Origin of the sequence: Citrifermentans bemidjiense Bem (genome assembly GCF_000020725.1) — a bacterium.
GTDB lineage: Bacteria > Desulfobacterota > Desulfuromonadia > Geobacterales > Geobacteraceae > Geomonas > Geomonas bemidjiensis.
In genome coordinates this window covers 1,889,294-1,913,320 of the sequence record NC_011146.1, presented here as the reverse complement: position 1 = coordinate 1,913,320, position 24,027 = coordinate 1,889,294, and the positions used below count along the sequence as shown (strand labels likewise).

Annotated in this window: 20 protein-coding genes; 9 read left to right on the top strand and 11 right to left on the bottom strand. The window is 57.4% G+C overall.

The genetic code is table 11. The features are described from left to right. Nucleotides 1–3: 3 nt before the first annotated feature. A complete protein-coding gene (locus GBEM_RS08275) occupies nucleotides 4–594 on the bottom strand; it encodes a DUF502 domain-containing protein (RefSeq protein WP_012530081.1) in 591 nt (196 codons plus the stop codon). Between the two features lie 212 nt (nucleotides 595–806). Here GBEM_RS08275 and GBEM_RS08270 point away from each other — a divergent pair, with 212 nt between their 5' ends. The 4 genes from GBEM_RS08270 to mtaB all read left to right on the top strand — a co-directional run bounded on the left by GBEM_RS08270 (nucleotide 807) and on the right by mtaB (nucleotide 5,591). Then, nucleotides 807–2,183 (top strand): S41 family peptidase, encoded by a 1,377-nt coding sequence (locus tag GBEM_RS08270; protein WP_012530080.1) that lies wholly within the window; start codon nucleotides 807–809, stop codon nucleotides 2,181–2,183. Next, the gene (gene miaA, locus GBEM_RS08265; RefSeq protein WP_012530079.1) at nucleotides 2,180–3,100 is read left to right on the top strand and encodes a tRNA (adenosine(37)-N6)-dimethylallyltransferase MiaA; all 921 of its coding nucleotides are present in this window, start codon (nucleotides 2,180–2,182) and stop codon (nucleotides 3,098–3,100) included. The genes GBEM_RS08270 and miaA overlap by 4 nt, the downstream gene beginning before the upstream one ends. 350 nt (nucleotides 3,101–3,450) lie before the next feature. Next, on the top strand, nucleotides 3,451–4,119 hold the full coding sequence (gene cysE, locus GBEM_RS08260; protein ID WP_012530078.1) for a serine O-acetyltransferase: 669 nt from the start codon (nucleotides 3,451–3,453) through the stop codon (nucleotides 4,117–4,119). A gap of 182 nt (nucleotides 4,120–4,301) precedes the next feature. Beyond that, on the top strand, nucleotides 4,302–5,591 hold the full coding sequence (gene mtaB / locus GBEM_RS08255; RefSeq protein WP_012530077.1) for a tRNA (N(6)-L-threonylcarbamoyladenosine(37)-C(2))-methylthiotransferase MtaB: 1,290 nt from the start codon (nucleotides 4,302–4,304) through the stop codon (nucleotides 5,589–5,591). Here the strand turns inward: mtaB and GBEM_RS08250 are convergent. The 10 genes from GBEM_RS08250 to GBEM_RS08205 form a co-directional block, all read right to left on the bottom strand. Further along, on the bottom strand, nucleotides 5,588–6,808 hold the full coding sequence (locus tag GBEM_RS08250) for a response regulator (protein ID WP_012530076.1): 1,221 nt from the start codon (nucleotides 6,806–6,808) through the stop codon (nucleotides 5,588–5,590). The genes mtaB and GBEM_RS08250 overlap by 4 nt on opposite strands. A 261-nt stretch (nucleotides 6,809–7,069) precedes the next feature. Then, nucleotides 7,070–8,329 (bottom strand): DUF6178 family protein, encoded by a 1,260-nt coding sequence (locus tag GBEM_RS08245; protein WP_012530075.1) that lies wholly within the window; start codon nucleotides 8,327–8,329, stop codon nucleotides 7,070–7,072. Nucleotides 8,330–8,448: 119 nt separating this feature from the next. After that, nucleotides 8,449–8,727, bottom strand: coding sequence for a YcgN family cysteine cluster protein (locus GBEM_RS08240; protein ID WP_012530074.1), 279 nt, complete (start codon nucleotides 8,725–8,727; stop codon nucleotides 8,449–8,451). Nucleotides 8,728–8,741: 14 nt separating this feature from the next. Further along, nucleotides 8,742–9,530 carry a hypothetical protein gene (locus GBEM_RS08235; RefSeq protein WP_012530073.1) on the bottom strand — a complete coding sequence of 263 codons (789 nt, stop codon included), beginning with the start codon at nucleotides 9,528–9,530 and terminating at the stop codon, nucleotides 8,742–8,744. Nucleotides 9,531–9,554: 24 nt separating this feature from the next. After that, nucleotides 9,555–10,430, bottom strand: a complete 876-nt coding sequence (locus tag GBEM_RS08230) for an ExeA family protein (protein WP_012530072.1) — start codon at nucleotides 10,428–10,430, stop codon at nucleotides 9,555–9,557. Nucleotides 10,431–10,732: 302 nt separating this feature from the next. Then, nucleotides 10,733–10,984, bottom strand: coding sequence for a hypothetical protein (locus tag GBEM_RS08225; RefSeq protein WP_012530071.1), 252 nt, complete (start codon nucleotides 10,982–10,984; stop codon nucleotides 10,733–10,735). Nucleotides 10,985–11,177: 193 nt separating this feature from the next. Beyond that, entirely contained in the window at nucleotides 11,178–12,446 is a 1,269-nt protein-coding gene (locus GBEM_RS08220; protein WP_226373942.1) for a capsule assembly Wzi family protein, read from the bottom strand. A 430-nt stretch (nucleotides 12,447–12,876) separates the two neighbouring features. Beyond that, nucleotides 12,877–14,508: a capsule assembly Wzi family protein gene (locus GBEM_RS08215; RefSeq protein WP_012530069.1), complete on the bottom strand. Its 1,632-nt coding sequence runs from the start codon at nucleotides 14,506–14,508 to the stop codon at nucleotides 12,877–12,879. A gap of 65 nt (nucleotides 14,509–14,573) precedes the next feature. Next, nucleotides 14,574–14,951, bottom strand: coding sequence for a GxxExxY protein (locus tag GBEM_RS08210; RefSeq protein ID WP_012530068.1), 378 nt, complete (start codon nucleotides 14,949–14,951; stop codon nucleotides 14,574–14,576). A 105-nt stretch (nucleotides 14,952–15,056) separates the two neighbouring features. Then, nucleotides 15,057–17,000, bottom strand: coding sequence for a polysaccharide biosynthesis protein (locus GBEM_RS08205; RefSeq protein ID WP_012530067.1), 1,944 nt, complete (start codon nucleotides 16,998–17,000; stop codon nucleotides 15,057–15,059). Between the two features lie 539 nt (nucleotides 17,001–17,539). Here GBEM_RS08205 and GBEM_RS08200 point away from each other — a divergent pair. The 5 genes from GBEM_RS08200 to GBEM_RS08180 all read left to right on the top strand — a co-directional run bounded on the left by GBEM_RS08200 (nucleotide 17,540) and on the right by GBEM_RS08180 (nucleotide 24,026). Beyond that, on the top strand, nucleotides 17,540–18,214 hold the full coding sequence (locus GBEM_RS08200) for a hypothetical protein (RefSeq protein ID WP_012530066.1): 675 nt from the start codon (nucleotides 17,540–17,542) through the stop codon (nucleotides 18,212–18,214). Between the two features lie 933 nt (nucleotides 18,215–19,147). Continuing rightward, nucleotides 19,148–19,897, top strand: coding sequence for a sulfite exporter TauE/SafE family protein (locus GBEM_RS08195; protein ID WP_012530065.1), 750 nt, complete (start codon nucleotides 19,148–19,150; stop codon nucleotides 19,895–19,897). A gap of 327 nt (nucleotides 19,898–20,224) precedes the next feature. Next, nucleotides 20,225–21,031 (top strand): sulfate adenylyltransferase subunit CysD, encoded by an 807-nt coding sequence (gene cysD, locus GBEM_RS08190; RefSeq protein ID WP_012530064.1) that lies wholly within the window; start codon nucleotides 20,225–20,227, stop codon nucleotides 21,029–21,031. After that, the gene (locus GBEM_RS08185; protein ID WP_012530063.1) at nucleotides 21,031–22,257 is read left to right on the top strand and encodes a GTP-binding protein; all 1,227 of its coding nucleotides are present in this window, start codon (nucleotides 21,031–21,033) and stop codon (nucleotides 22,255–22,257) included. Before cysD ends, GBEM_RS08185 begins: the two co-directional genes overlap by 1 nt. Continuing rightward, nucleotides 22,254–24,026 (top strand): alkaline phosphatase family protein, encoded by a 1,773-nt coding sequence (locus tag GBEM_RS08180; protein WP_012530062.1) that lies wholly within the window; start codon nucleotides 22,254–22,256, stop codon nucleotides 24,024–24,026. The genes GBEM_RS08185 and GBEM_RS08180 overlap by 4 nt, the downstream gene beginning before the upstream one ends. The last annotated feature ends 1 nt before the right edge of the window (nucleotide 24,027 follow it).

The following is a 24,027-nucleotide window of genomic DNA, read 5'->3' as shown; positions in this document are numbered from 1 at the left end:
CCCTTACTGCACCACGGCCCCGCCCGAGACCACGAACTTGACCGCGTCCTCGACCGACATGCCGCAGTCGTGCACCTCAGCTTCCTTGAAAAAGAGGGCGAAGCCGGAGGTCGGGTTCGGCATGGTCGGTACATAGACCACCACCAGTTTCTGCCCCTCGCGCACCACCTCCGCGGTGACGAACCCCACCGCGCGCACGCCTGGCCTCGGCCATTCCACGAAGACCGCCCGGCGGTAGGACGATTTTCCTTCCTTGAACACCTGCGTCAGCTGCTTGCTCGACCCGTAGATGGACTTGACCAGGGGGATCCTGGAGAGTAGCTGGTCCCACCACCTGATAATCCTGGTTCCCATGACGTTGGTGGCGAGCACCCCGGAGACGTAGATGACGATCGCGCCGGTGAGCATCCCCAGGCCGGGGATGTGGTACGGATTGTCGAGAAAGGCCGACAAAAGCGCGTCGAGATACGTGCCGAGGATGCCGTCGGCGAAGTTGAAGAGAAACTTGAGAATGAATATGGTGATGCCGAGCGGGACCACGACGAAGAGCCCGGTGATGAACCGCGCCTTGAAGTGCCTGATCATTTTCTCCATTACTGCCTCCGGAGCTTGGGTTTGGATTGGGTTATGCATCAAAAGGAGCCGCAATGTCAACGGGTTTCCCAGCCAGGAGCTCCTCGGAGGGGACGACTTACCGCCTGTGCCCCCCTCCATCCCCCCAATAGCAGTTGACATCTTTCTCGGCAGAAATTACATTAGCAGGCCGCCCAACTATCCACGCGATTTTACAGATAAAGGCTCTACCGATGTCAAAAAAGGTTTTCGCCGCATTTGCCGTGATTTTTCTCCTCCTCTCGCTCGTCTTGATGCTTCCCCTGATGGACCGGGAGGAGCGGGCCAAGAGAAGCGAGGCCGAGTACCTCGAGATGTTCCGCGACGTCGTCAACATCGTCAAGCAAAGCTACGTGGACAAGGTCGACGACAAGAAGCTCATGGCCGTCGCCATCAACGGGATGCTGGCGACGCTCGACCCACACAGCAACTATCTCCCAGCAACCGACTATACCGAAATGAAGGTGCACATGGCCGGTGCCTTCGGCGGCCTCGGGATCGAACTGGAGATGCGCAACGGCAAGCTGATGGTGAACGCCCCCATCGAGGACACCCCCGCCTTCCGGGCCGGGATCCAGTCCGGCGACCACATCTGGACCATCGACGGTAAACCTACCGCCGACCTCAACATCAACCAGTGCGTAAGCCGCATGCGCGGAACCCCAGGAACCTCGGTAACCCTCGGCATACTGCGCGAGGGTAAGTCGTCCCCTCTCACCTTCCGCCTGGTGCGTGCCATCATCAAGACCAAGAGCCTGAAAGGGAGGCTCCTTGAGCCTGGGTACGGCTATATCCGGATCGGCGAATTCCAGGAGCGCACCGGCGAGGACTTCGAAAAGGCACTGAAAACGCTTGCCGCCGATAACGGCCAGCCGCTTTCTGGCCTCGTGCTGGACCTCCGGTTCAACCCGGGCGGACTGGTGGACCAGGCCTGCCGCGTCGCCAACCGCTTCATCGGCGAGGGGCTTTCCTCAGGGGTCATCGTCACCACCAAAGGGCGCGAGGCAGCGATGGATAGAAGCCTTACCGCGACCGTCGGCGACAAGGAGCCCCGCTACCCGATCGTGGTGCTCATAAACGGCGGCAGCGCCAGCGCCTCCGAGATCGTCGCCGGAGCGCTGCAGGACCACAAGAGGGCCGTCATCATGGGGACCCAGAGCTTTGGCAAAGGAAGCGTCCAGTCGGTGATGACGCTCGACAACGGCGACGGCCTGAAGTTGACCACAGCCCGCTACTACACCCCCAGCGGGCGCTCCATCCAGGCCAAGGGAATCACCCCCGACATCGTGGTGGAGTTTGCCAAGCCCGCCCCCGCTAAAGACAAGCAAAAGGATGCAAAGGAATTGGAGATCCGCGAGCAGGATCTGGACGGGCACATGGACCAGGCTCCGGCGCCGCCGCGCCCGGCGTCCCCCGCGAAACCGCATTCGGCGCCCCCCGCGAAACCGCAGCAAAAGCCGAGCAGCAAGGAGTTGAAAGAGCAGGACCTCCTTAAAGCCGACAACCAACTGGCCCGGGCGCTCGACCTTCTGAAGGGGGTCAACCTGCTGAAAGCGAGCGGCCGGCGTTGACGGACGAGACGGAGACACCCGAGCGCATCCCGAACCTGCTGGTAATTCTCGGTGCGACCGCCTCAGGCAAGACGAGGCTCGGGGTGCAACTCGCCGGCAGGCTGAACGGCGAGATCATCTCCGCCGACTCGCGCCAGGTCTACTGCGGCATGGACATCGGCACGGGAAAAGATCTGCACGAGTACCAGGGGATACCCTACCACCTCATCGACGTGGCACCGGCGGGGCACGAATTCAACCTCTTCCAGTTCCAGCGGCTTTTCCTCGCAGCCTTCACCGACATCTGCAGCAGGGGGGCCTTCCCGGTGCTGGTGGGGGGAAGCGGCATGTACCTCGACTGCGTGCTGCGCGGCTACCGGCTCACCGAAGTGCCGCAGGACCCGGCTCTCAGGGAAGAACTCGCCCCCCTCTCCATGGATGAACTCGCCTCCCGGCTGGTCCGCTCCAACCCAAGGCTTCACAACAGCACCGACCTCACCGAGCGCGCCCGCCTGATACGGGCGATAGAAATCGCGGAATACCGGGGCGAGGCAGGCGACGACTGGCCCGAGTTGACACCTCTCACCATAGGGATACGGTGGGAGCGCGCGCAGTTGCGGGAGCGGATCACCAAAAGGCTCAAAGAGAGGATGGAACAAGGGATGGTCGAAGAGGTGGAGCGGCTGCACGCCATGGGGACCTCCTGGGAGCAGCTCGAATTCTACGGGCTCGAGTACCGTTACCTCGCGCGCTACCTGAAAGGGGAGCTTTCCAGAAACGACATGTTCCAGAAGTTGAACAGCGCCATCCACGACTTCGCCAAGAAACAGGAGAACTGGTTCAGGAAGATGCAAACAAACGGCATCGCGATCAACTGGGTCGAGGGAAATAGCGACCCGCTCGCGCAAGCGCTGGAACTGCTGGCAAAGAACAGATAAAGATAGAGATTGAGATTGAGATTGAGATTGAGATTAAGGTAAAGATTTAAACCCATTCGGTTCCTTGGTTTTATCCCTTTTATCCCCTTCATCCCTGTAAAAGGGGTTGAGGGTTTGCTTCTACTTTGCGTCTTTGCGGCTTGAGTGAGCGTAGCGAGCGGGCGTGACCCTGTTAAAAGGGGTTGAGGGTTTGCTTCTACTTTGCGTTTTTGCGGCTTGAGTGAGCGCAGCGAGCGGGCGCGAGACGGTCCCGGCAGTTAATAATTGACGTAAACAGTGTGGTATGTTACGACAAAAAGCGGACGGAGTTGTAGTTGTTCTCTACCGTACTGAAGCCTAGGGGGGTACCGATGTTTTCCAGACTGAAATCGGACATACAGGCAGTTTTTGACAGAGATCCGGCGGCAAGAAGCGTGCTGGAGGTGATTTTCTGTTACCCTGGGCTCCATGCTATCTGGTTCCACAGGATCTCGCACTGGTTTTGGAAGCACGAATTCTGGTTCCTGGGGCGCTTTACCTCCCACATCGGCCGGTTCATGACCGGCGTTGAGATACATCCGGGTGCAACCATTGGGCAAGGGTTCTTCATCGACCACGGCATGGGGGTGGTGATCGGGGAGACCGCCGAGATCGGCGAAAACGTCACCCTGTACCACGGCGTCACCCTGGGCGGGGTGAGTTGGGAAAAGGTCAAACGGCATCCGACCCTGATGGACAACGTGGTGATCGGTTCCGGCGCCAAGATCCTCGGCCCCTTCACCGTCGGCAAGGACAGCAAGGTGGGTTCGAACTCCGTGGTGGTTAAAGAAGTCCCCCCCAACTCCACCGTGGTAGGTATCCCCGGGCGCGTGGTGATGGCCACCGAGAAGCCGCAGGAGCGCCTGGACCTGGAGCATGGCAAGATGCCCGACCCGGAGGCGAAAGCGATATCCTGCCTCTTCGACCAGATCCGCGAGCTGGAAAGGAAATACGCGGCGCTCGCCGCCGAGCACGAACAGCTCAAGAAGAGACTCGGGTAAAGCCAAAAAACAAGATTAAGATTAAGATTAAGGTTAAACCAATCTTTTGGTTGTGATTTATCCCGTTTATCCCCTTCATCCCTGTTAAATATGTTTTAAGGTTTTCTTTGCGTCTTTGCGTCTTTGCGTGAGATCGATTTTCGTCTTTGCGTCTTTGCGGCTTTGCGTGAGAAAAAGGATTTATGAGTAAGACCATCGCCATAACCACCCTCGGTTGCAAGATCAACCAGTTCGAATCGGCCGCCATGACCCAGGCGCTGGAGCAAAACGGCTACAGCATGGTCCCCTTCTCGGATAAGGCCGACATCTACGTCATCAACAGCTGCACCGTGACGGCGAAGACCGACGCGGAATCGCGCCGGCTGATCCGGCGCGCCACCCGCCTGAACCCGGAAGCGCGCGTGGTCGTCACCGGCTGCTACGCCCAAATGAACGCGGAGGAACTGCTGAAGCTGGCCGGGGTCAACCTGATCCTCGGCAACAGCGAGAAGAAGGACATCGTCGGTTTCCTGGAAGGGATGGACGACCAGCCGCGGGCCGTGGTGAGCGACATCTCGCTGGAAAAGACCGGGGATACGGCGCCGCTGGAGACCTTCGCCGAGCACACCCGCGCCTTTCTGCAGGTGCAAAACGGCTGCGACGCGCGCTGCGCCTACTGCATCGTCCCCTACGCCAGGGGGGCCAGCAGGAGCGTGGCCGTCCAGGAGGCCCTAGACGGCATGGCCGCCTTCGCCGCCCAGGGTTTCCAGGAGATCGTCTTGACCGGGATCCACCTGGGCGCCTACGGACTCGACCTGGCCCCCGCCACAGACCTCCTCGGCCTGATGCAGAAGGCCCAGGAACAAGGTGTGGTGCGGCGCCTGAGGATCGGATCGGTAGAGCCGACCGAGGTGTCAAAGCAACTGATCGACTTCATGGCCCGCTCGCCCATGGTCTGCCCGCACCTCCACCTGCCGCTGCAAAGCGGCTCGGACAGCGTCCTCTCCCGCATGAACCGCGGCTACGACACCGCCCTTTTCCGCGAGGTGGTGCAGTCGCTCGCGTCGGCGATGCCGGAGGTCTGCATCGGTTCCGACGTGATCGCCGGGTTCCCCGGGGAAAGCGACCAGGAGTTCGACGAGACCTACCGCTTCATCGACTCGCTACCGCTCGCGTACCTGCATGTGTTCCCCTTCTCGCAGCGCCCCGGCACGCCGGCGGCGACCATGACGCCGCAGGTGCATCCCAAGGTGATCAAGGAGCGGGCCGAGGCGCTGAGGGTACTGTCGGAGCGGAAGAAATCGGATTATGCGGCGGGATTTGTGGGTCGCGAGCTTCGGGTCCTGGTGCAAAAGGGGGAGAAGGGACTCTCCAGAAACTACCTGACCGTGCTGATCGAAGAAAGCAAGGGGCTGGTGAACCGCGAGGTAACGGTACAGGTGACCGGGGCCAAAGATGGGGAACTGGTTGGCCGGGTGCTTAAGGAAAGCTAGACGCTGAAGGTGAAGGTGGCGCCCTTCCCCAGTTCGGCCTGCGCCTCGATCTTCCCTCCATGGCGGGTGATTATCCTCCTGGCGATGGCAAGCCCGATCCCCCGGCCCGGGAACTCGTCTTGGGCGTGCAGCCTCTGGAAGGGGGAGAAGAGCTTGTCCGCATACTCCATCTGGAAACCGACCCCGTTGTCCCTGACCGCGTAGGCGGGACGCCCTTCAAGCTCGGTGGGAAAGACCTCTACCAGCGCCTCGTCCCCTCGCGGCTCGGTGAACTTCCAGGCGTTGCCGATCACCTGCTCCAGCACCACCTTCAACAACCGCGTGTCCCCGCGCACCATCATCCCCTCCGCCACCTCGATCGACACCTTCCGCTCCGGCTGTGACCGCGCCAGTTGAGCCGCTACCTCCTTGGCAATAGAGGTTATATCCACGCTCTCCTTGACCAGCTTCCCCCTGGTGTGCCGCGACAGTTCCAGCAGCGCGTCTATCATGTCCGTCAGACGTCGAGCGGACTTCCTGAGCCGCTCCAGGTACTCTTTGCCCGTGTGGTTCAGCTTGGTGGCGTATTCGTCGATCAGCGCCTGGCTGAACCCCTCCAGGTGCCGCAAAGGGGCGCGCAGGTCGTGGGAAATGGAATAGCTGAACATGTCGAGCTCGCGGTTGGCGGCCTCCAGTTGAGAGGTCCGCTCCACCACCCTGCGCTCCAGTTCGCTGTTCAGCCGGAGGAGGCTTTCGTTCGTTTCGGTCAGCTCGCGGACCTTTTCCTCCAGCTTGCCTGCTACCAGCTGGCTGTAATTCTTGAGGAATTCCTCTTCAGGCCACGGCTTTTGCTCCACCACCTCGCCGGCCGGCTCCGCAGCCATCAACCTCCCCACCTCATCCCAAAGCTCCTCGGGACGCATGGGTTTTGCCAGGAAAGCGCGAGCTCCGAGGGAAGCCGCCAATTCCGCCTCGCGGCTCCCGGTATAGACGGCGGAATAGAAGATGAAGGGGATGGTTTTTGTGTCCTGAAATTTCTTAATTTCGTGAAGGAATTGGAAGCCATCCATGACCGGCATCAGGCAGTCGGAGATGATCAGGTCGGGTTTCTCCGCCGCGGCCAGCTCCAGCCCCTGCTTCCCGTTGGAGGCCTCCAGGACTTCGCAGCCGTGCCATTCGAAGTTGTAGCGGATAATCTTGCGATCGTTGCGGGAATCGTCGACAACTAGCACCTTCATCCGTACCCCCCCGATGCCTGCGATGGTAGTTAAGGAGAAACTGCACGTCTTTCGCGTCTCGCTTGTTCCCCCCAACCGCGAAGCAGACGACTCCGGGGCCGATGAACAAATGTTAAAGATATTACCAATGAGTAATAGATTTGCAATTGGATTGTGCCCCGAAGAAGGGGCGGATTGAGGCGGGACTGTCTAAGGGGGAAGAAGTGGGAACAAGGGGGGCAAGGGGGACAGGCACCTATCGGAGCCAGTCCCCCTAGGAGTTTACGGCTTTAGCTGGGCCAGAAGACCGGCCACGCGCTCGACGTCGGAAAGATCCCTGAACTCGCGGTAGCCGTCGACGCCGTCCGGGTCCAGCCCGCGGTAAAAGCGTGGGCGCTTGGCCTTAAGCCCCGAAAGGAGCTTCCCGGAGGCGTAGTCGGTCGTCTCGACCTCCCGGGCCTTGAATTTCAACTGCAGGACGATGCTGTAGCCCAGGTGGAACAGCCGCTTCAACTCCTCGCTTACCAGTATCCGGGCGGCCCGCTGCTCGTCCGCCGGCGCCAGCCTCTCCAGCGCAATGTTGAGATAGCCGCTCACCCGGCGCAGTATGGCCAGCATCGCTTCCGGCTCGTGGAACGCGTTTCCTTCCGCGACCAGCGCGCTGTTGACCAGGTAGTTCAGCTCCTGGTAGAGCGTCGGCGTGGCGGCGAGGGCGAGCGCGCGGGAAAAGAAGGTCCCCTCGTCGGCGCTCACGGGCACCAGTTCCCCCCCCTCCCCTGCCGGGCTCAACTCCTTCCCCCCTTCCAGTTGGAAATGCTCCGGATTCACCCGGGCGTAGATCGAAAGAGCCTCGTCCAGCGGGGGGAAGCCGAGGTCCTGAAGCCTGCCGGTGCGGAACCTCTGGCACTGCTCCTCCAACTCCAGGTCCACCTCCCCCTTGGCCCCTTCCATGAGTGCCGTGTAGAGGGAATTGTCCAGCTTGATCAGCATGGACAGGAAGGAACCGACCAGCTGGCTGTGCTTGGGGTTCTTGAAGTTGATCATGAAGACGCCGTCGAAGGTGTGATCGTATTCGGCGAGGCGTTCCTGGTCGTTGGACTGGTCGCCGACCCCCCCGCCGACCTCGATCTCACGGCTCAGGAAAAGCTGCAGCAGGTCGAAATCGAGGTGCTGCAAGAGCTCGTGAACCCGCGGCTCGCCACCTTCCATGAACTTCTCCAGCCAGTGACACACCTGCTCCTCGGAGAAGGTCCACCCTTCCCACGCCTCCATGTCCAGGATGAAAATGCACTGGTCGGCGGACGCTAATTGCAGCAGTTCCACCGCGTCGGCCTCGCCCACCTCCTTGACCAGCCAGAAAAACTCCTGGGGCTCCAGGGTGGCGGCCACCCTCTTCGCGTTCGGGTCCGCGATGATCAGCTCCATCTTCTCCCGTGCCGGCGCCGTCTTCAGATACTTCCCCTTCTCGTCGAGTGGTAGCGCCTGGAAATCGCCCTGCGAGAGCCTCGCTGCTGCTACCTGCCTGTTTTCAACACTTGCCAATATGCAACTCCTTTTATGTTTATAAGCGTGTCACGCAAAGCCGCAAAGCACGCAAAGTAAAAACAATAAATTGCTTTCAGCTTTTCTTGGCGTCTTTGCGGCTTTGCGTGAGGGGGTTACTAGATGATCCCTTTTTTCATCGCCTTCTTGTAGCCGCAGCTTCTGTGCAGCCACTTCAACTCCTTGACCAGCTCTGGGGTCAGCTCCACGCACTCCGGAAAAATCTTGAAACGCTTCTGATAGATCTTGCAGCGCCTGGTGTCGATATCGAGGTAGCGGCATGGGGTCGAGGTAAACAGAATCCTGCCGTCCTCATCCTCAATCTTTTCAAAACAGCAAAGGCCGCATTGCTCGCAAAGCCCCTCCCATTGTTCCCGGTTCAACTTCACTCCCGACATACTACGGTCTCCTCCTACTGCTCCGACGCTCCCAGCGGAATGGTGACGGGCCCTTTGCTGCCGGAAAACCTGACGCTGTCCTCGAATATCTGCTCCACCTTGTAACCGTCGACCACCGCACCCTGCCGAACCGGGCGGCCGTTCACCATGGCGAAGCTGGACTGGCTGTCGTTCTGCCACGCAATGCCGGTCACCCGGATCTCCTGGTGCGTCTTCTCGGAAGAAACGGCGCGCGGCGGTTGGGCAGCAACCGGCGCAGCAAGCGCGGGAGCCGCATAGACGGCAGCGGGACGAGCGGGAACCTGCGGCACCGGGACTTTGGCAGACCGTTGCTGTTTTGCGGCCGGTTTGGCAGCCAGTGTGGCAGCATGTTTGGGGACAGACGCAACTTGCTGTTTTCGAACCGGCGTCTTGACCTCATGCCTTGTTTGCTGAGGCTTTACCGCCACCGGCGCCGCTACCGGTTTTACGGGCGCAGCAGGAGCGGTCGCAGGAGCAGTCGTCACAAGAGCGGTCGTCGCAGGGGTGGCTGACACGGCAGCCTTCGCAACGGGGGCGACCGGTTGAGCCGGGGGTTGCGGAGCTGTTGCCACAACCTGCGCGGCAGGGGGAGCGGACTTCCCGAATCCCCCCATGATGGCATAGGTGACCAAGGTGGCAACTGCCGCGCCGCCCAATGACCAGGCGGGGATCAGCCAGGCCGGCCTGCGCTCTCGCTTTCTCCCCAGCCCGCCGGCACCGGGGTTCCGCTTCTGGTTTTGCGCATCCTCAACCTTCTCCAGCGCCTTCAATATAGAACTCATAAAGAACCCTCGGTTTCTTTGATCTTAGTTGAGCCAGCGCGGCACGCGCCCCAAGACGCGCCTTAAAATTCTCGCTATTATCCCGTAGGGAGCGCGTCCGGCCACCTCGGAGACGGCCTGCACCGCCATGCTCCCCGAGATGATACGGCTCTCCTGGGTGAATCCGATGAGAAGGGCCCGGTCGCAGACGACGTTCACGAGCCTCGGGACCCCGCCGGAGAAACGGAAGATCCGCTTCATCGCGGGTACGGAAAAGTCCGCCGCGCGGTGGCATCCGGCGAGTTCCATGCGGTGATCAATGTAGCGCCGGGTGTTCTCGAAATCCATCGGAAGCAGGTGGTAGCGCACCGTGATGCGCTGGTTCAACTGCCTCAGTTCCTCGCGCGCCAGCACGGTGAGAAGCTCGGGCTGCCCGGAAAGGACGATCTGGATCAGCTTGTCCGTCTCCGTTTCCAGGTTGGAGATGAGGCGGATCTGCTCCAGCACCTCCGGGGAGAGATTCTGAGCCTCATCCATTACCAGCACCACGCTGTGCCCCGCCCTCTTTTGTTCCAGGAGGAATTCGTTCAGCACCTGCAAAAGGTCCACCCGGCTCTCGCTGTCGCAGGAAAGCCCGAACTCGCGGTTTACGCTCTTCAGTAGTTCCAGGGAAGAGAGGCAGGGATTGAAGATGAGCGCGGTGCGGTGCCCCCTGCCGTCCAGCCGGTTCAGGAAGGTCCGCAGGACAGTGGTCTTGCCGGTTCCCACTTCGCCGGTCAGCTCCACGAACCCCACCCGGTTTTCCACGGCGTATAAGAGATGCGCGAGCGCCTCCCTGTGGTGGTCACTGAGGAAAAGGAACCTGGGATTGGGGGTGATGGTAAACGGGCTTTCCCGAAAGCCGTAGAATTCGCAGTACATGGCGGCACGCGTCCTTTGGACAAGGGTTCGTTTTTCAGGTCAGTGAATATAGCGCGAATCTGTCGACAAATAAAGGGGAAAGGGGAAAAAGAGCGCCTCACGCAAAGACGCAAAGACCGCAAAGGAAACACAAAAACGAATCATTTAACAGGGATGAAGGGGATAAAAGGGATAAAACCTTAAACGTTCAGGCATTTAAAGCCTTTCGGGTTTATGCAGTTACCCCATGCATCCCCTTCGTCCCTGTAAATAGGGTTTTTCTTGGCGTCTTTGCGGCTTTGCGTGAGACGGTTTGGAAGGGGCTATTCGCTCTCCATTACCCGATATACGCCATGGTGAGCCTCGGTATCGGCCCTATGAGCGGAGAGGTCGCAGGCGACGGCGTCGATCTTCTTGTTCAGAGTCTCGATTTTGAAATCTACCATATCGAAACGTTCGTCGGTCTTGCGGCTCAGATCGCGGATTTCGTTGCGAAGTACAGCATGCCCTTCCAGCACGAGGTCGAACTTGCTGTTCATCTGTTCCAGGATCACTTCAAGGTTATCTTTTTTCATACCTCGCCTCCGGAAGCACCCGGAGGACTATGCCACACCCCCCTGCGGAAATCAAGGCAGCAGCAAACCAAGGACTGTCACGCAAAGACGCAAAGGCGCAAAGGAGAGACCTTTTGGCTTTCTCCGCGTCTTTGCGGCTTTGCGTGAGAAGCTTTTGCAGCTTTGGTTTTTCTTAGCGTCTTTGCGGCTGTCCTCACATGAAGTAATGCCTCAGCCCTATCCGCATGATGAAATTCTTCTCCGCCTCCCTGGCATAGCCTGCGGAAATCGTAAGGTCGGTCTGGTTGGAGAGTTCGGTGAGAGCGGAGGCTTCAAAGCTTTCCCATCGAAACCTCTCCGGATACCCCTTGCGAAGATTTTCATACGACAGAGACAGAATCAGGGGGTCAAAGTGATATTGCCCCCGCAGGAAGAGGTCCCTTGCGTCGCCTCCGATGTAGTGACCGATAATCCTGCCGTGATAGGTATACCCTTGGGAATAGATGTGATGGGTGTACCAGAACCCTTTGTAGGTGGCGTCCACGTTGTCCGCATATTCGGCGCTGACTTCGAGCCTCTCCAGACTCAGAACCCGGGGAAGATAGATACCGTAGACGCCGAACCACTTCTCCGGAAAGTTGTTGCGTTGATCCTCGCCTGTCATCTCGACAGAAAGCGTTATCGGCTGCACTCGCCACGGTATTACCACCTTGGCATCCAGGCCGGCTCTTTGATCGCCGGCCTCACCCTCTTCATTTTCTCCCCGCCCCAACAAGCTGTTGCCGAAGGTGCGTATACCGGCATTGCGCCCTTCCCCCCCTAAAAGCGCCGTCTTCGCCAACCCCAGTTCCAACCAGGGAAAAGGCTTCAGGTCCAGTCGGAGGCCGTACAGTATCGGCCGGTCTACATCCGTTCGCTCCTCCTCCAGCCTGGAGATAAAGAAGCTGCCGCGGACGCCGATACCGAAGGGAAAATAGGGAACACTGTTGGAGATCTTGAAGATGGTCAGCGGGTCAGCGTTGTTCGACAACAACGGCGAACCGTTAATGCCGGTACCCCACCACTGGCTTTCTTTCCCCAGCACGAATTCCTCGCGGCCGAGATTGGCAAGGAGGTAGGCCTTTTTCAGCCGAAGCCCGGCATCAGCCTCGTACAGATCCGCCTCGGGCCTGACCACTGCGCCTACGTATTTGCTGTCGAAACGACCGGTCGCGTTCAGGAAAAGGTTGTGTCCCCCTCTGACCTCGACGCCGTCCCTGTTTTTCTGCCAGAAGAAGCCTTTATCGTCACTGTACATATACTGCAGATCCACGGTATCCATGACGAACTCTGGAGAGGTATCACCCTCCAGTTCCCTGCGGAATTCCCTTTTCAGCCGGGCGAGGGCTGCCTGCACGCGAAAAGAGTCGTCAGCCGCTACGTTGTGGATTGCCTCCGATGTCAGCCGGGCCGCCTCCCTGCGCGAGATCGGAAGGGTGGACAACTGCGCGGTGGTTATCCCACCGTTTGCTTCAAGAAACCTCAGGTCCCCATACAGCCGACTGTCCAAAGGAAGATAACTGTCTGCCAAGGCCACTTTAGATAGCAGAAGCAAGAAAAACAGTGACATCAAAACAGTAGCTCTCAACGGCCCTCTCCTTTTAATAGGCACAAATTAGACAATATTATTTATATGTAGCAAACAAATACAGTGATGGCAAACAGAATGGTTCAATTTAAAAGAGTTTTAATAAAACAAAGAGGGATCAGATCGAAGGGGAATACTGGATCTGCGAGATAACCGGACAGCATGAAGCAAAGCAAAAGTACGAATTATGCTTGTTCGTGAGAAAGGCGACAACTGGCAAAAAAAAGCCGGCGCCACATCGGTGGAGCCGGCCCAGCAACAACAGATCTCAATCTCAATCTTAATCTTAATATCGGTAGGTCAGTTCAGCCCTTAAGAGCTGGTTCTTGCGGCTCTCCCCCTGCCTCAGCTCAAGGTTATCGATCCACTCGTGCCCGTACATCAGGAGGGCATTCCATTCCCCCTGGACCGGGAAACTCCAGAAGGCGCGCAGTGCGTTCCTGCGCTCAACAGCCTGCATGACTCCGGCGGCGTCGAATTTGCCCATTGCGTCGACCGTCATCCGCCCATAGTCCCCGCGGGTGCTGTGCATTCCCTCAAGAGCCAGGTTGTTACGCACGGAAAACCAGTGGCTGTAGCGCAGGAACCACTCCTCGGCCGCCCCCCCCTGGGAATGCCCGATCGGGAGCCCGTGAGACAGGTACCCCTCCGGGAAAGTCCCGTTGGTGTAGAGGATCTCGTTGCCACGGAAGTATTCGAAGCGGAGGTCGTCCCGGCCGCTCTCGGTCAGTGTCGGGATAAAGAAGCCGGCCACGTAGCTCTCGACGATGGGCCAGAACGCGGCGGCATCCTCGCCGGAAAACTCTCCGTACAGTTCGCTGTTTCTGAGCCAGGGGAGCCTGAAGCGAAGATCGACACCGGCCAATGTGTTGGAATTGTCATGGTTCCAGCCGCCGATCAGCCCGCGAGCGTTGTCACCGAGACTGTTGCTAACGCCCGGCCCGCCGAGTTGCCGTCCGAGGTTGATGCCGAATTCTATATTCTGCGTCGGTTTCATCGAGAGCTTCCCGGCAAAAAACCAGGGCTCTCTTTCCTGACCGTCAGTCACCGTTTTTTCCAGCTGAGAAAAGATAAGTGTATATTTCAGGTCCCAAAGATATTTGGTGGAAACAAGCTCCGGGCTCGACAGTTTCACCAGGTCCATGTTGCGCGCGTTGTTGGTAAGCGTGATGGCGCCGCGGTAGCCGGGTCCCAGCCAGTTCTCGTCACGCCCCGCCTCCAGCTCCAGACCCTTGCCGCCGAACTTTATGTAACCCCGGTTCAGGCGCAGCGTCGCCTCGTCGGTCTTTTCCGACCAAAGCAGCATCGGCTCAACAAGCAAGGCCGCCTTTGCCCCCCAGTAAGCCTCGCCGCTACCGCGCAGGTCGAGGTTGGAGCCGGAGTGGTAGACCACGCCGTCGTTGTTTTCAAAAAGCGGTGTCCCCTCGAAGCCGCGCTGCTGAACGGGATTGGGGTAAGGGGTCGCCGGCCTGAGGCCGCTGCCGATGCCGAAGACGCCTTCGTTGCCCCCATCTTGCACCGCGCGGAAGTAGCTGCGCGGCTTACCATCCAAATACACGTAGCGAAGGCGCGCGGCAGCAACCGGCTCGAAATCCAGGGTTTTTGCCTTTCCCTCGTCGGCATAAAGGGCCGCCTCGCGTGGCAAAAGCTCCCTCAGCCGCTGGACCATCTCATCCGCAAGCGGGGGGGGGTCGCCGGAGGCAAGGCGCGTTTCCGCCTCACGCAGGAGCCGCACCGCCTCGGCCTTCGAGAAAGGACGGATCCCCTTCACATCGCCAGAGACGAGGCCATAGCCCGAGAGCTTTTCCAGGTATAGATAGATGGGGCTGTCGAGAGGGATGTTGGCGGAAGAAAGGGCAAAAGCTGAAGAAGCGAAGCTAGTGATACCAACGACGAGTGCTACCAGGAAAAATCTCATAAATTACATTCTCTCACGCAAAGCCGCAAAGGCGCAAAGGGTACCCGCAAAAAAAGAAGTCACTATCACAGATCGTTAACAACCCTGGTGATCCCGTCTTTTATCAGGTTCTCCCCAAAATTGATCAGCAGTCCCAGTTTCAAGTTGGATAATCTAAGGTACGTCAGCAACTGCTTTTTGTGCACAGGAGCTATTTTCTCAACAGACTTGAGTTCGACAATGACTTTGTCATTCACAACTAGATCAGCCCGGTATGCCTCATCAAGCCTTACCGACTCGTAAATTACAGGCATAGATCGCTGGCGCGACACCATGACATCTCGCTGTTCAAGCTCATAAGCCAGCACAGTCAAGTAAACAGACTCAAGCAAGCCTGGTCCCAAGTGCTTGTGGACCTTGAAAGACGCATCGACGATGATCGTTGCAATCTCGTTCTCCGTCATAGGCGTCTCCGTTGGGAACAGGAAGCCTTTCTTTGCGTCTTTGCGGCTTTGCGTGAGTCGTTTTAGGTTTGCGGCTTTAGCCTTTAGTATTTAACCTTTGCGTCTTCAAGCCGCGGAGCCCTCTTTTGAGGCTAACTGCAGGTTCCTCACCAGGGTAAGCTTTTGCGGAGGGAAGAGGTCCGGCCTGACCCGCTGGAAGGCAAACGGCGGCGCCACGTCGAACTCGTAGCGCGGCACGAACTCGGGCACCATACGCCGCAAAGACTTCAAAAGCTCCTTGATATCCTGGTTTCTGGCATGCCCAAACAGCTCGTCCAGATCCTGGCTCACCCTTCTCAGGTCGGTTTCCACCGGCGCCATCACCCGTATCTTCTTGTGGCTCGTGGGCTTTATCCCCTCGCCGTTGATCAAAAGCTCCTCGAACAGCTTCTCGCCCGGCTTCAACCCCGTGAACTGGATGTCCATTTCCTTGTACGGGATCAGCCCGGAAAGCCTGATCAGCTCCTCGGCCAGAGAAAGTATCCGGACCGGCTCTCCCATGTCCAGCACGAAGATCTCCCCGCCGCGCCCGATGCAGCCTGCCTGCATCACCAGCTGCGACGCCTCAGGAATGGTCATGAAGTAGCGCACCACATCGCTGTGGGTGACGGTGACCGGCCCTCCCTTTCTGATCTGCTCTTTGAAAAGCGGTATCACGCTGCCGTTACTGCCCAGGACGTTCCCGAAGCGGACCGTGGTGAACTTGGTCTGGCTCTTCGCCGCCAGGGCCTGCACGTAGATCTCGGCGCTACGCTTGGTGGCTCCCATGACGTTGGTCGGGTTCACCGCCTTGTCGGTGGAGACCATGACGAAGTTGCTCACCTTGGTCTTGTGCGCCGCATCCGCCACGATTCTTGACCCGAGGACGTTGTTCAGCACCGCCTCGGCCGGGTTGTACTCCATCATGGCGACATGCTTGTAGGCCGCGGCATGAAAGACCACCTCGGGAATGAACTCGTCGAATACCGCCTCCACGCGCTCCTGGTTTTTCACGTCCCCCACCATGGGGATGATCCGCAGGTCCGGGAAAGCAGCGGCAAGCTCCTTCTCGATGTAGAAAAGAGGGGTCTCCGCGTGATCGAAGAGGACCAGCTTCGCCGGCTTGAAACGCGCAACCTGGCGGCAGATCTCGCTACCGATGCTTCCAGCCGCACCGGTCACCAGGACCCGCTTGTCGGTCAGGTAGTTGCGGATGGCCGTCTGGTCGAGCATCACCGGGTCGCGCCCCAGGAGATCCTCTATCTCCACGTCCTTGATCTGGCTCATCGACACCTTGCCGTCGACAATAGCGGTGATGCCAGGAAGTGTTTTGAACCGCGCCTTGCTCCGCTTACAGTTGGCTATCACCCGGCGCATCAGTTCACCGTCCCCGGAGGGGATGGCGAAGATTACCTCTTCGATGGCGTGTTTTCTGACCATGGCGCAGAGGCGGTTGGTGCCCCCAAGGACCCGAACGCCGGAAAGACGCATGCCGCGCTTCTCAATGTCGTCGTCAACGAATCCTATTACGTTATAGGGGGAATCGGCCTCCTTGCGGATCTCTTTGAGCAGAAGGTTGCCGGCCTCCCCGGCGCCGATGATCAGTGTTTTCTTTCCTTTGTGCAAAGAAGGAAAGAATCTCGTCTCACGGTAAACCCTCCAGACCAGGCGGCTACCAGCCACCAGCGAGAAGAGGAGAAACCAGTCAAGAAAGTAGATGGAGCGCGGGAGAGCGAAAGGGCCTTTGATGAGAAGAAGCGCTAGAGCAGAGACGACGGAGGACAGGGTCACAACCTTGAAGATTTCATAAGCGTCCCGCAAAGAGGCGTAACGCCAGATGCAGCGGTACATGCCGGAGGCGATGAAGATGACCGATTTGACAGCTAAAACGATGACAAGCCCTTGCAGCAGGGGACTGGACTGATCGGCAGGAATTTGTAAATCGAATCGAAGCAGGAAAGCGAGAGTGAATGCGGCGACAATCAGGGCAACATCGAGGAAAAATACCAGAAACCTTCTTGTACGGAACATGCCCCCCCCACCCCTCATGAAATCAAGTTTGGACAAGCTAAATGTTAAATCCTGATACATTAGCCCGAGCAGATGGAGATTATAACACCTACTCTCAAAAAAGCAAACTCTAATCTCATTAAGGTAACAATAGGCCACCAAAGCAATACCTTATCTCACGCCCGTTCGCTGCGCTCACTCAAGCCGCAAAGGCGCGAAGAACGTCAAAAGCCGAAAGGCTCTCTACAGGGATGAAGGGGATGAAAGGGATAAAATCCCTGTTAAACGCCTTTCTTCGCGTCTTTGCGCCTTTGCGTGAGAAGGTTCTCTAGCTTTTCGGTTTTGCCGTTATCCCCTGTATCCCCTTCATCCCTGTGAATAGGTTTTGCTTTGCGCCTCTGCGGCTTTGCGTGAGGTGGTTGCCTGTTAAACGCCTTTCTTTGCGGTCTTCGCGGCTTTGCGTGAGAAAATTTTAAAAAAAATTACCATGGCCGCTGTACACGTCGTTAACCGGTGCTAAGATTCCACCCGCTACGGAAATCGCGTAAAGGAGGTTTCGAATGACACTACCGGAACTACTGGAACTCAACTTCAACGGCCACAGCATCAACGACTTCATCGCGGAAGTAAACACCATAGCCGACAAAACGGAGAAGCACCCGGCCCTTAAGGACTTTCCCGAATACTTCACCCCACCGGAGAAGCTCAGGGAAAAAGCGGTGCTACTGGTGCAACTTCGCGATGCCTCCGCCAGCGGCGACAGGGATAAGAAGGCGGAGAAAATGGCCGCCTGGGAAGACACCAAACTTGCCGTGATCATGAACGGTAAGCACATCACCATGCTGTCGTTGCACCGCAACGACCCCAGCATCCTGCTTAACACGGGCTACAAGTTGAAACAGAAGCACATTGCTAAACCCACCTCCTCCTCTTCCACGGACCTGCTGGCGGAGACGCCGGGCCTCGAGTTGAGGTACATGCAATCGGGTTCGGGGCCAATAGTGGGTGCCTTCACCGTCATCATAACCAAGGCTAAGAACAGGGCGTCCACAGAGCTGCAGATGTCTGACAACCCTTCTGACGAATCTTCCTGGAATAGCCAAGGGATCTATGCCAAATCGCGCATAGAGTACAAAGGGCAACCATCGGAAAAACGTGTCTACTTCAGGGCCAGGTACCACCAGGACGGCGGCGTCAGTCCATGGTCCCCGGTTGTAAACATCCTCGTTCTGTAAAAAGTCCGCCTCTTTAACAAGATGAAACGACGACGCGGCTGCATCTTACAATCCAGCCGCGTTTTCTTTTGCCCCGGCTTTAGCCTTCCGCCTTGCCCCCCCGCTCCACCCTGCATCATCTTCCAGGCAAATCGATACAGTTAGTCCCAAAGCTGGTGACATATATTTCAAACCGGGAACAGATTAGAAAAATCCGATCCAACTTTCACTCAACTTGAACCTGTTTCCAGAAAAACCGGTCATGCATTAGAAAAAATCGAACCGTTTTTTTCTAATGCATGACCGGTTAGAGAAAAAGCTGCACCTCTTTTTAAAAAAGTTGGACCGGATTAGAGAAAAACGGAACCAGATTAGAAATTATTGTAACGGGATTAGTTTAGAACGGGACTGGATTAGAGGAAACTGGATCAGTTTTGCTGAAAACAGTACCTGGAATTCCCAAAACCGGAACGCTTTTTTCTAATAGAGGACAGGTTTTTTCTAATCTGTGTCAACATTAGAGAAAACCGGTGCTACTTTTCGGAAAGCTGTACCCGTTTCGGGTAAACCAGTGCAGCTTTTTCTAAAAGTAGGTTCACTTTTCTTTGAACCCGTTCCTGTTTTGTCGAAAAGCGTCTATCGTCCCTCGCTTCGAATCCCAGAAGCTCTCTGCAGGGATGGGCCCAAGACACCGGCTTTGCCCCCTCCGCCCCGTCCTTGCAGTTATTCCCTCGATATCTTCATCGCAGTTAATCGCTAAAGATTTTTTCCGTGTCTTGCGGCTTTGCGTGAGCGGGTTATTTTGAGCCAATACACGGTGAGGATCACTTCCCGACGCCTCCATCTCGTTTCAGGGCAACCCTGTCATCGTAAGTATTTATCAATTGAATACTTTTGAAATTTGTGGTAGTGAAGTCGGAGTTTGCAAATGACCACAGGAGCCATTACTCCTTTATGGAAACAGCGTACTTAGTGCTAGCAGCAATTACAATGGAATTCATAGACAGTTCGATGGGAATGATGTATGGAACTGTGCTTAGCCCATTACTCATAATAATGAACTACGATGTTAAAAATGTAGTCCCTTCCCTGCTCATCTCTCAGGCCTTAGGCGGCTTCATTGCCTCATGGCGGCACCATCATCACAAAAATGCTAACCTCAATTCCGGCACCACCGACCACCAAATCGCCACCACGATCATCTGGTTCGGCGTATTTGCCAGCGCGGTCGGCGTTATGCTTTCGGTCCGCATCCCCGTAAAGATCCTAAACACCTATATCGGCATTCTGGTAACGCTGATAGGCTCAATGATCCTCCTTGGCCGCTCAATCGTTTTGACCAACGGCAAGATCTATCTCCTCGGCTTTGTTAGTGCTTTCAACAAAGCTCTGTCCGGAGGCGGATTCGGTCCTCTTGTGGCAGGGGGGCAACTTGTCCTTAGCAACCGGTGCGAAAAGGGAGCCATCGCTTCGACCGATTTCGCTGAAGCACCTATCTGTCTGATCAGTTTCCTCATATGGATTGGCATCAACGGCTTCCCTCCCCTTGCCCTGTGTATGCCTCTCGCAGCCGGGGCCGTCGTAGGTGGTTTTCTCGGCCCTCACTGGCTCAGCACAATTCAGGACAGAGAAAAACTAAAAAAGACCCTGGGCGTACTGGTACTGTTCGAAGGCATTTGGGTTTTGTACAAGGTGTGGAGCTAATAAGGTACTATCAATTGACACGCCTTGACTACCAGTAAGACGAATGATAGAGTTTAAACTCAACCTCAAACTAAAGGCCTACTATGCATCGTACTCATAAAACCGCACTCAGACTATCTGCTCTGGCAGTTTACCTTGTTGTCTCAACAGTCGACTCGGCACACGCTTATATCGATCCCAATACCGGCGGTTATGTATTCCAGTTCCTTTTCCCTATCATTTCAGCAATTGCGGGAGTTCTTGTTTTTTTCAAAAAGCAGACCGGCTTGGTCATAAGAAAAGTCCTGGACCTTTTCAAAAGAACATAACTGCCGACAGGAGAGAAACATGCACTACCTTCAGGCGCTCGAATCCAAGAGCGTCTACGTAATCCGTGAGGCCTACCAGAAGTTCAACGGACGTATTGCGATGCTGTGGTCGGTGGGTAAAGACTCCACCACTTTGCTGTGGCTGGTGCGCAAGGCTTTCTTCGGAAAAATCCCTTTTCCGGTAATGCATATCGACACCGGCTACAAGTTTCCCGAGATGTACGAATTCCGCGACAGGTTGGCCAAGGAGTGGGGCTTCGAGCTGATCGTCGCCAGCAACAAAGAGCAATTGGCCAAGGGAATGGGCCCTTCGAGCGGACTCAAACTCGACTGCTGCACCGAACTCAAGACCAACGCGCTGAAACAGGCGGTCGACCAATACGGTTTCCAGTCCATCCTTTTGGGTATACGGCGCGACGAGCACGGCATCAGGGCGAAGGAGCGCTATTTTTCCCCCCGCGACGCCGAGTTCCAATGGGACTATGAAAACCAGCCGGCCGAGGTGTGGGACCAGTACAACTCTTTCTTGCGCGAGGACGAGCACTATCGCATCCACCCCATCCTCCACTTCACGGAACTGGACATCTGGCGCTACATTCAGCGTGAGCAGATCCCCATTGTCGACCTTTACCGCAGCAACGGCGGCAAGCGCTATCGCAGCATCGGCTGCGTGCCGTGCTGCAATCCGGTTCCTTCGGAGGCTGCGACCATCGAGGAGATGATAGCCGAGCTTGAAACTTCGACAGACTCCGAACGCGCCGGCAGGGCGCAGGACAAGGAGAACCTCTACACCATGCAGAAACTGCGTTCGTTGGGATACATGTAATGACAGATGCGATCAAATCGGCATTCCCCATAGCCATCACCGGCCATGTCGACCACGGCAAGAGCACCCTCATTGGAAGGCTCCTCTACGACACCGGCACATTGCAGTCGGGCCGCTACCAAGAGATGCTGCAGAGCTCCTTGGAGACCGGGCGCGGTGACGAGTTCGCTTTCGTCCTCGACGCCTTCGAGGAGGAACGACGGCGCGGCATCACCATTGACACCTCGCAGATCTACTTCAACTCAAAGCTTCGCCCCTACCTGATTATCGACACTCCGGGCCACCGCGAATTCATCCGCAACATGGTCACCGGTGCGAGCTACGCCAAGGCGGCGGTGCTCATCGTCGACGCGGTGGAGGGCGTGATGGAGCAGACGCGGCGACATGCGTGGCTCCTGAGCATCGTTGGGATTCAGGAAATCTGCGTTGCGGTCAACAAGATGGACGCAGTAGCCTACTCGAGCGACGCGTTCGCCGCCCTTTCCGTCGCGGTGGAATCTCTTTTCACCGAGTTCGGCCTCTCCCCCGCAGCGATAGTGCCGATTTCCGCCCGCGTGGGCGACAACGTGGCAAAGCTGAGCGGCTCGATGCCATGGTACACGGGAAAATCGCTGCTTGAAGTGCTGGACTCTCTGGAGTGCCGCCCCATCGAAGAGCGTCCTTTCCGCTTCCCGGTCCAGGATGTCTACCGCTTCGATTCGGAGCCTATCGTGGTAGGCAGAATAGAATCGGGAGCGGTACGGATTGGGGAGAAGGTCACCATTTACCCAGGCGGGCGCGAGTCCGCCATCGGCACCATCCGCACCTTCCCCTCCAGTGAAGCGGCCTCTGCGAGTTACGGAGAGGCTATCGGCTTCACTCTCGAAGCCGCAGATGCAGAAATCGTACGCGGATCGGTCATTGCAGCAGGAGCTCCTCCAACCTGCGGTAGAGAGTTCCAGGCCACGGTGTTTTGGTTCATGGACGAATACGCGGCAGGAGACCCGGTCACCATCCGCTGCACCACACAGTCGGTGCCGGGCAGGATACTCCTACATCAGGTCTTCGACCCGGCCCAACCGGACGCGGAACTTCCTTCCGACCTCATCTGCGTCGGCGAGGCAGCACGCTGTACCATACTCACCGAAGTAGACCTGGCAGGTGACCACCCTGGTCTCATCCCTGAAACAGGCCGCTTTGTCATTGAACGAGAAGGCATTCCGGCAGGAGCAGGTATTTTTCGATGAGTAAGACGATTTTTCTCGGCATCGACGGCATGGACCCCAAGATTGCCGAGCAACTGATGAGTGCAGGCCAGCTCCCCAACTTCGAGCGGCTCGCAGCCCGCGGCCACTACAGCCAGCTTGCAACTATTAACCCGCCGCAGTCTCCGGTCGTCTGGTCCACCATCGCCACCGGCCTTGCCCCCAGCGGCCACGGCATCTACGACTTCATCCATCGCGATCCTGCCACGTACAAGCCTTACCTCTCGCTGCACCGTATTGAGCACGGCAGATACGTCAATCCCGTGCAGGGGGAAACCTTCTGGGAAAAATGTGCCGCAAAAGGAATCGGGTCCACCCTTCTCAAATGGCCCATGGGGTTTCCCCCCCGCCCCTTCCCTGGGCAGATGCTCGCGGGGCTCGGAGCACCGGACCTCCGGGGAATGCTCGGCACCTACACCTGCTATACCTCCGCTCCGGAAAAGATGGAGCGCGATGCAAAAGGACGTATTGTTCCTGTACCAGGTAGTGCCCAATCCGTCCAGACCGACATCACCGGTCCTTTCACGGTGGGACTCACCGGGAGAAAGGCCACCACGATACCGCTTAACATCCAGCTCGACGCGAACTCGGTCACCTGCCGGATCGGACGCCAGAGCTTCACCCTTGCGCCTGGTCAGTGGAGCCCCTGGCTCACCATAGTCTTCGACATCGGGTTTTTTAGGACCGTAAAGGGAATCTGCCGGTTCTACCTCTCAGGGCTACACCCGGAGTTCTCCCTCTACATGACGCCAGTAAACGTCGCCTTCGACAGCTCCGAATTCCCTATTTCACACCCGGCCGATTACGCGGTCGAACTGGCAGACGCCATCGGGCCCTTCTCCACGTTAGGGTTAGCTGAGGACACCAATGCGGTTAACGACGGCGCGCTCGACGAGGACGGTTTCATCTCCTTATGCGATGGTATCATGGCAGAACGCGAGTCGATGTTCTTGTATGAGTTGTCCCGCTTCCGCGAAGGACTCCTCGCCTGCGTCTTCGATACCACCGACCGTATCCAGCATATCTTCTGGCGCATGCATGACACAGGACACCCTATGCACGACCCAGCCCTTGCCGAGAGCTACAATGATGTCATCCCGCGCTACTACCGTTGGATGGATCGCATACTGGGGGTGGTCCTTGATCGCGCGCCCGACGCGGCGCTTATCTGCTGCTCCGACCACGGTTTCTGCAGCTTTCGCCGTTCGGTCCAGGTCAACGACTGGCTGCTGCGGGAGGGATTCCTGGCCCTAAAACCTGGTGCCAAGCTATGCGAGGGGCTCTTCGAGGAAATTGACTGGTCCAGGAGCCAGGCCTATGCAGCCGGGCTGAACAGCATTTATCTCAACCTGCGCGGACGCGAGAAAGAAGGGATCCTCAACGAGAGTGAGCTACCGGCATTGAAAAGCAAACTGGCTGCAAGGCTCGCCTCCTTGTACGATCGCGGGAGGCCTGTTGTCTGCCGGGTACACGATGCCGAGCTACTGAAAGGGGACAACCCTCATGCGGCCGCCGGCGGGCCGGATCTTGTAGTAGGTTTTGCGGAAGGGTACCGCGCCTCCTGGCAAACCGCCATTGGTGGCATAACCGGGGGCGAGATCATCGAGGACAACCTGAAGAAATGGAGTGGCGACCACTGCTGCGACGCAAGCCTAGTCCCAGGTGTTCTTTTCACAAACGCCCCCACCACCGGCTACATGTCGTCCGTTAATGAAATCGGGAACATGCTGGCGGAACTGACCCAAAGGTAGC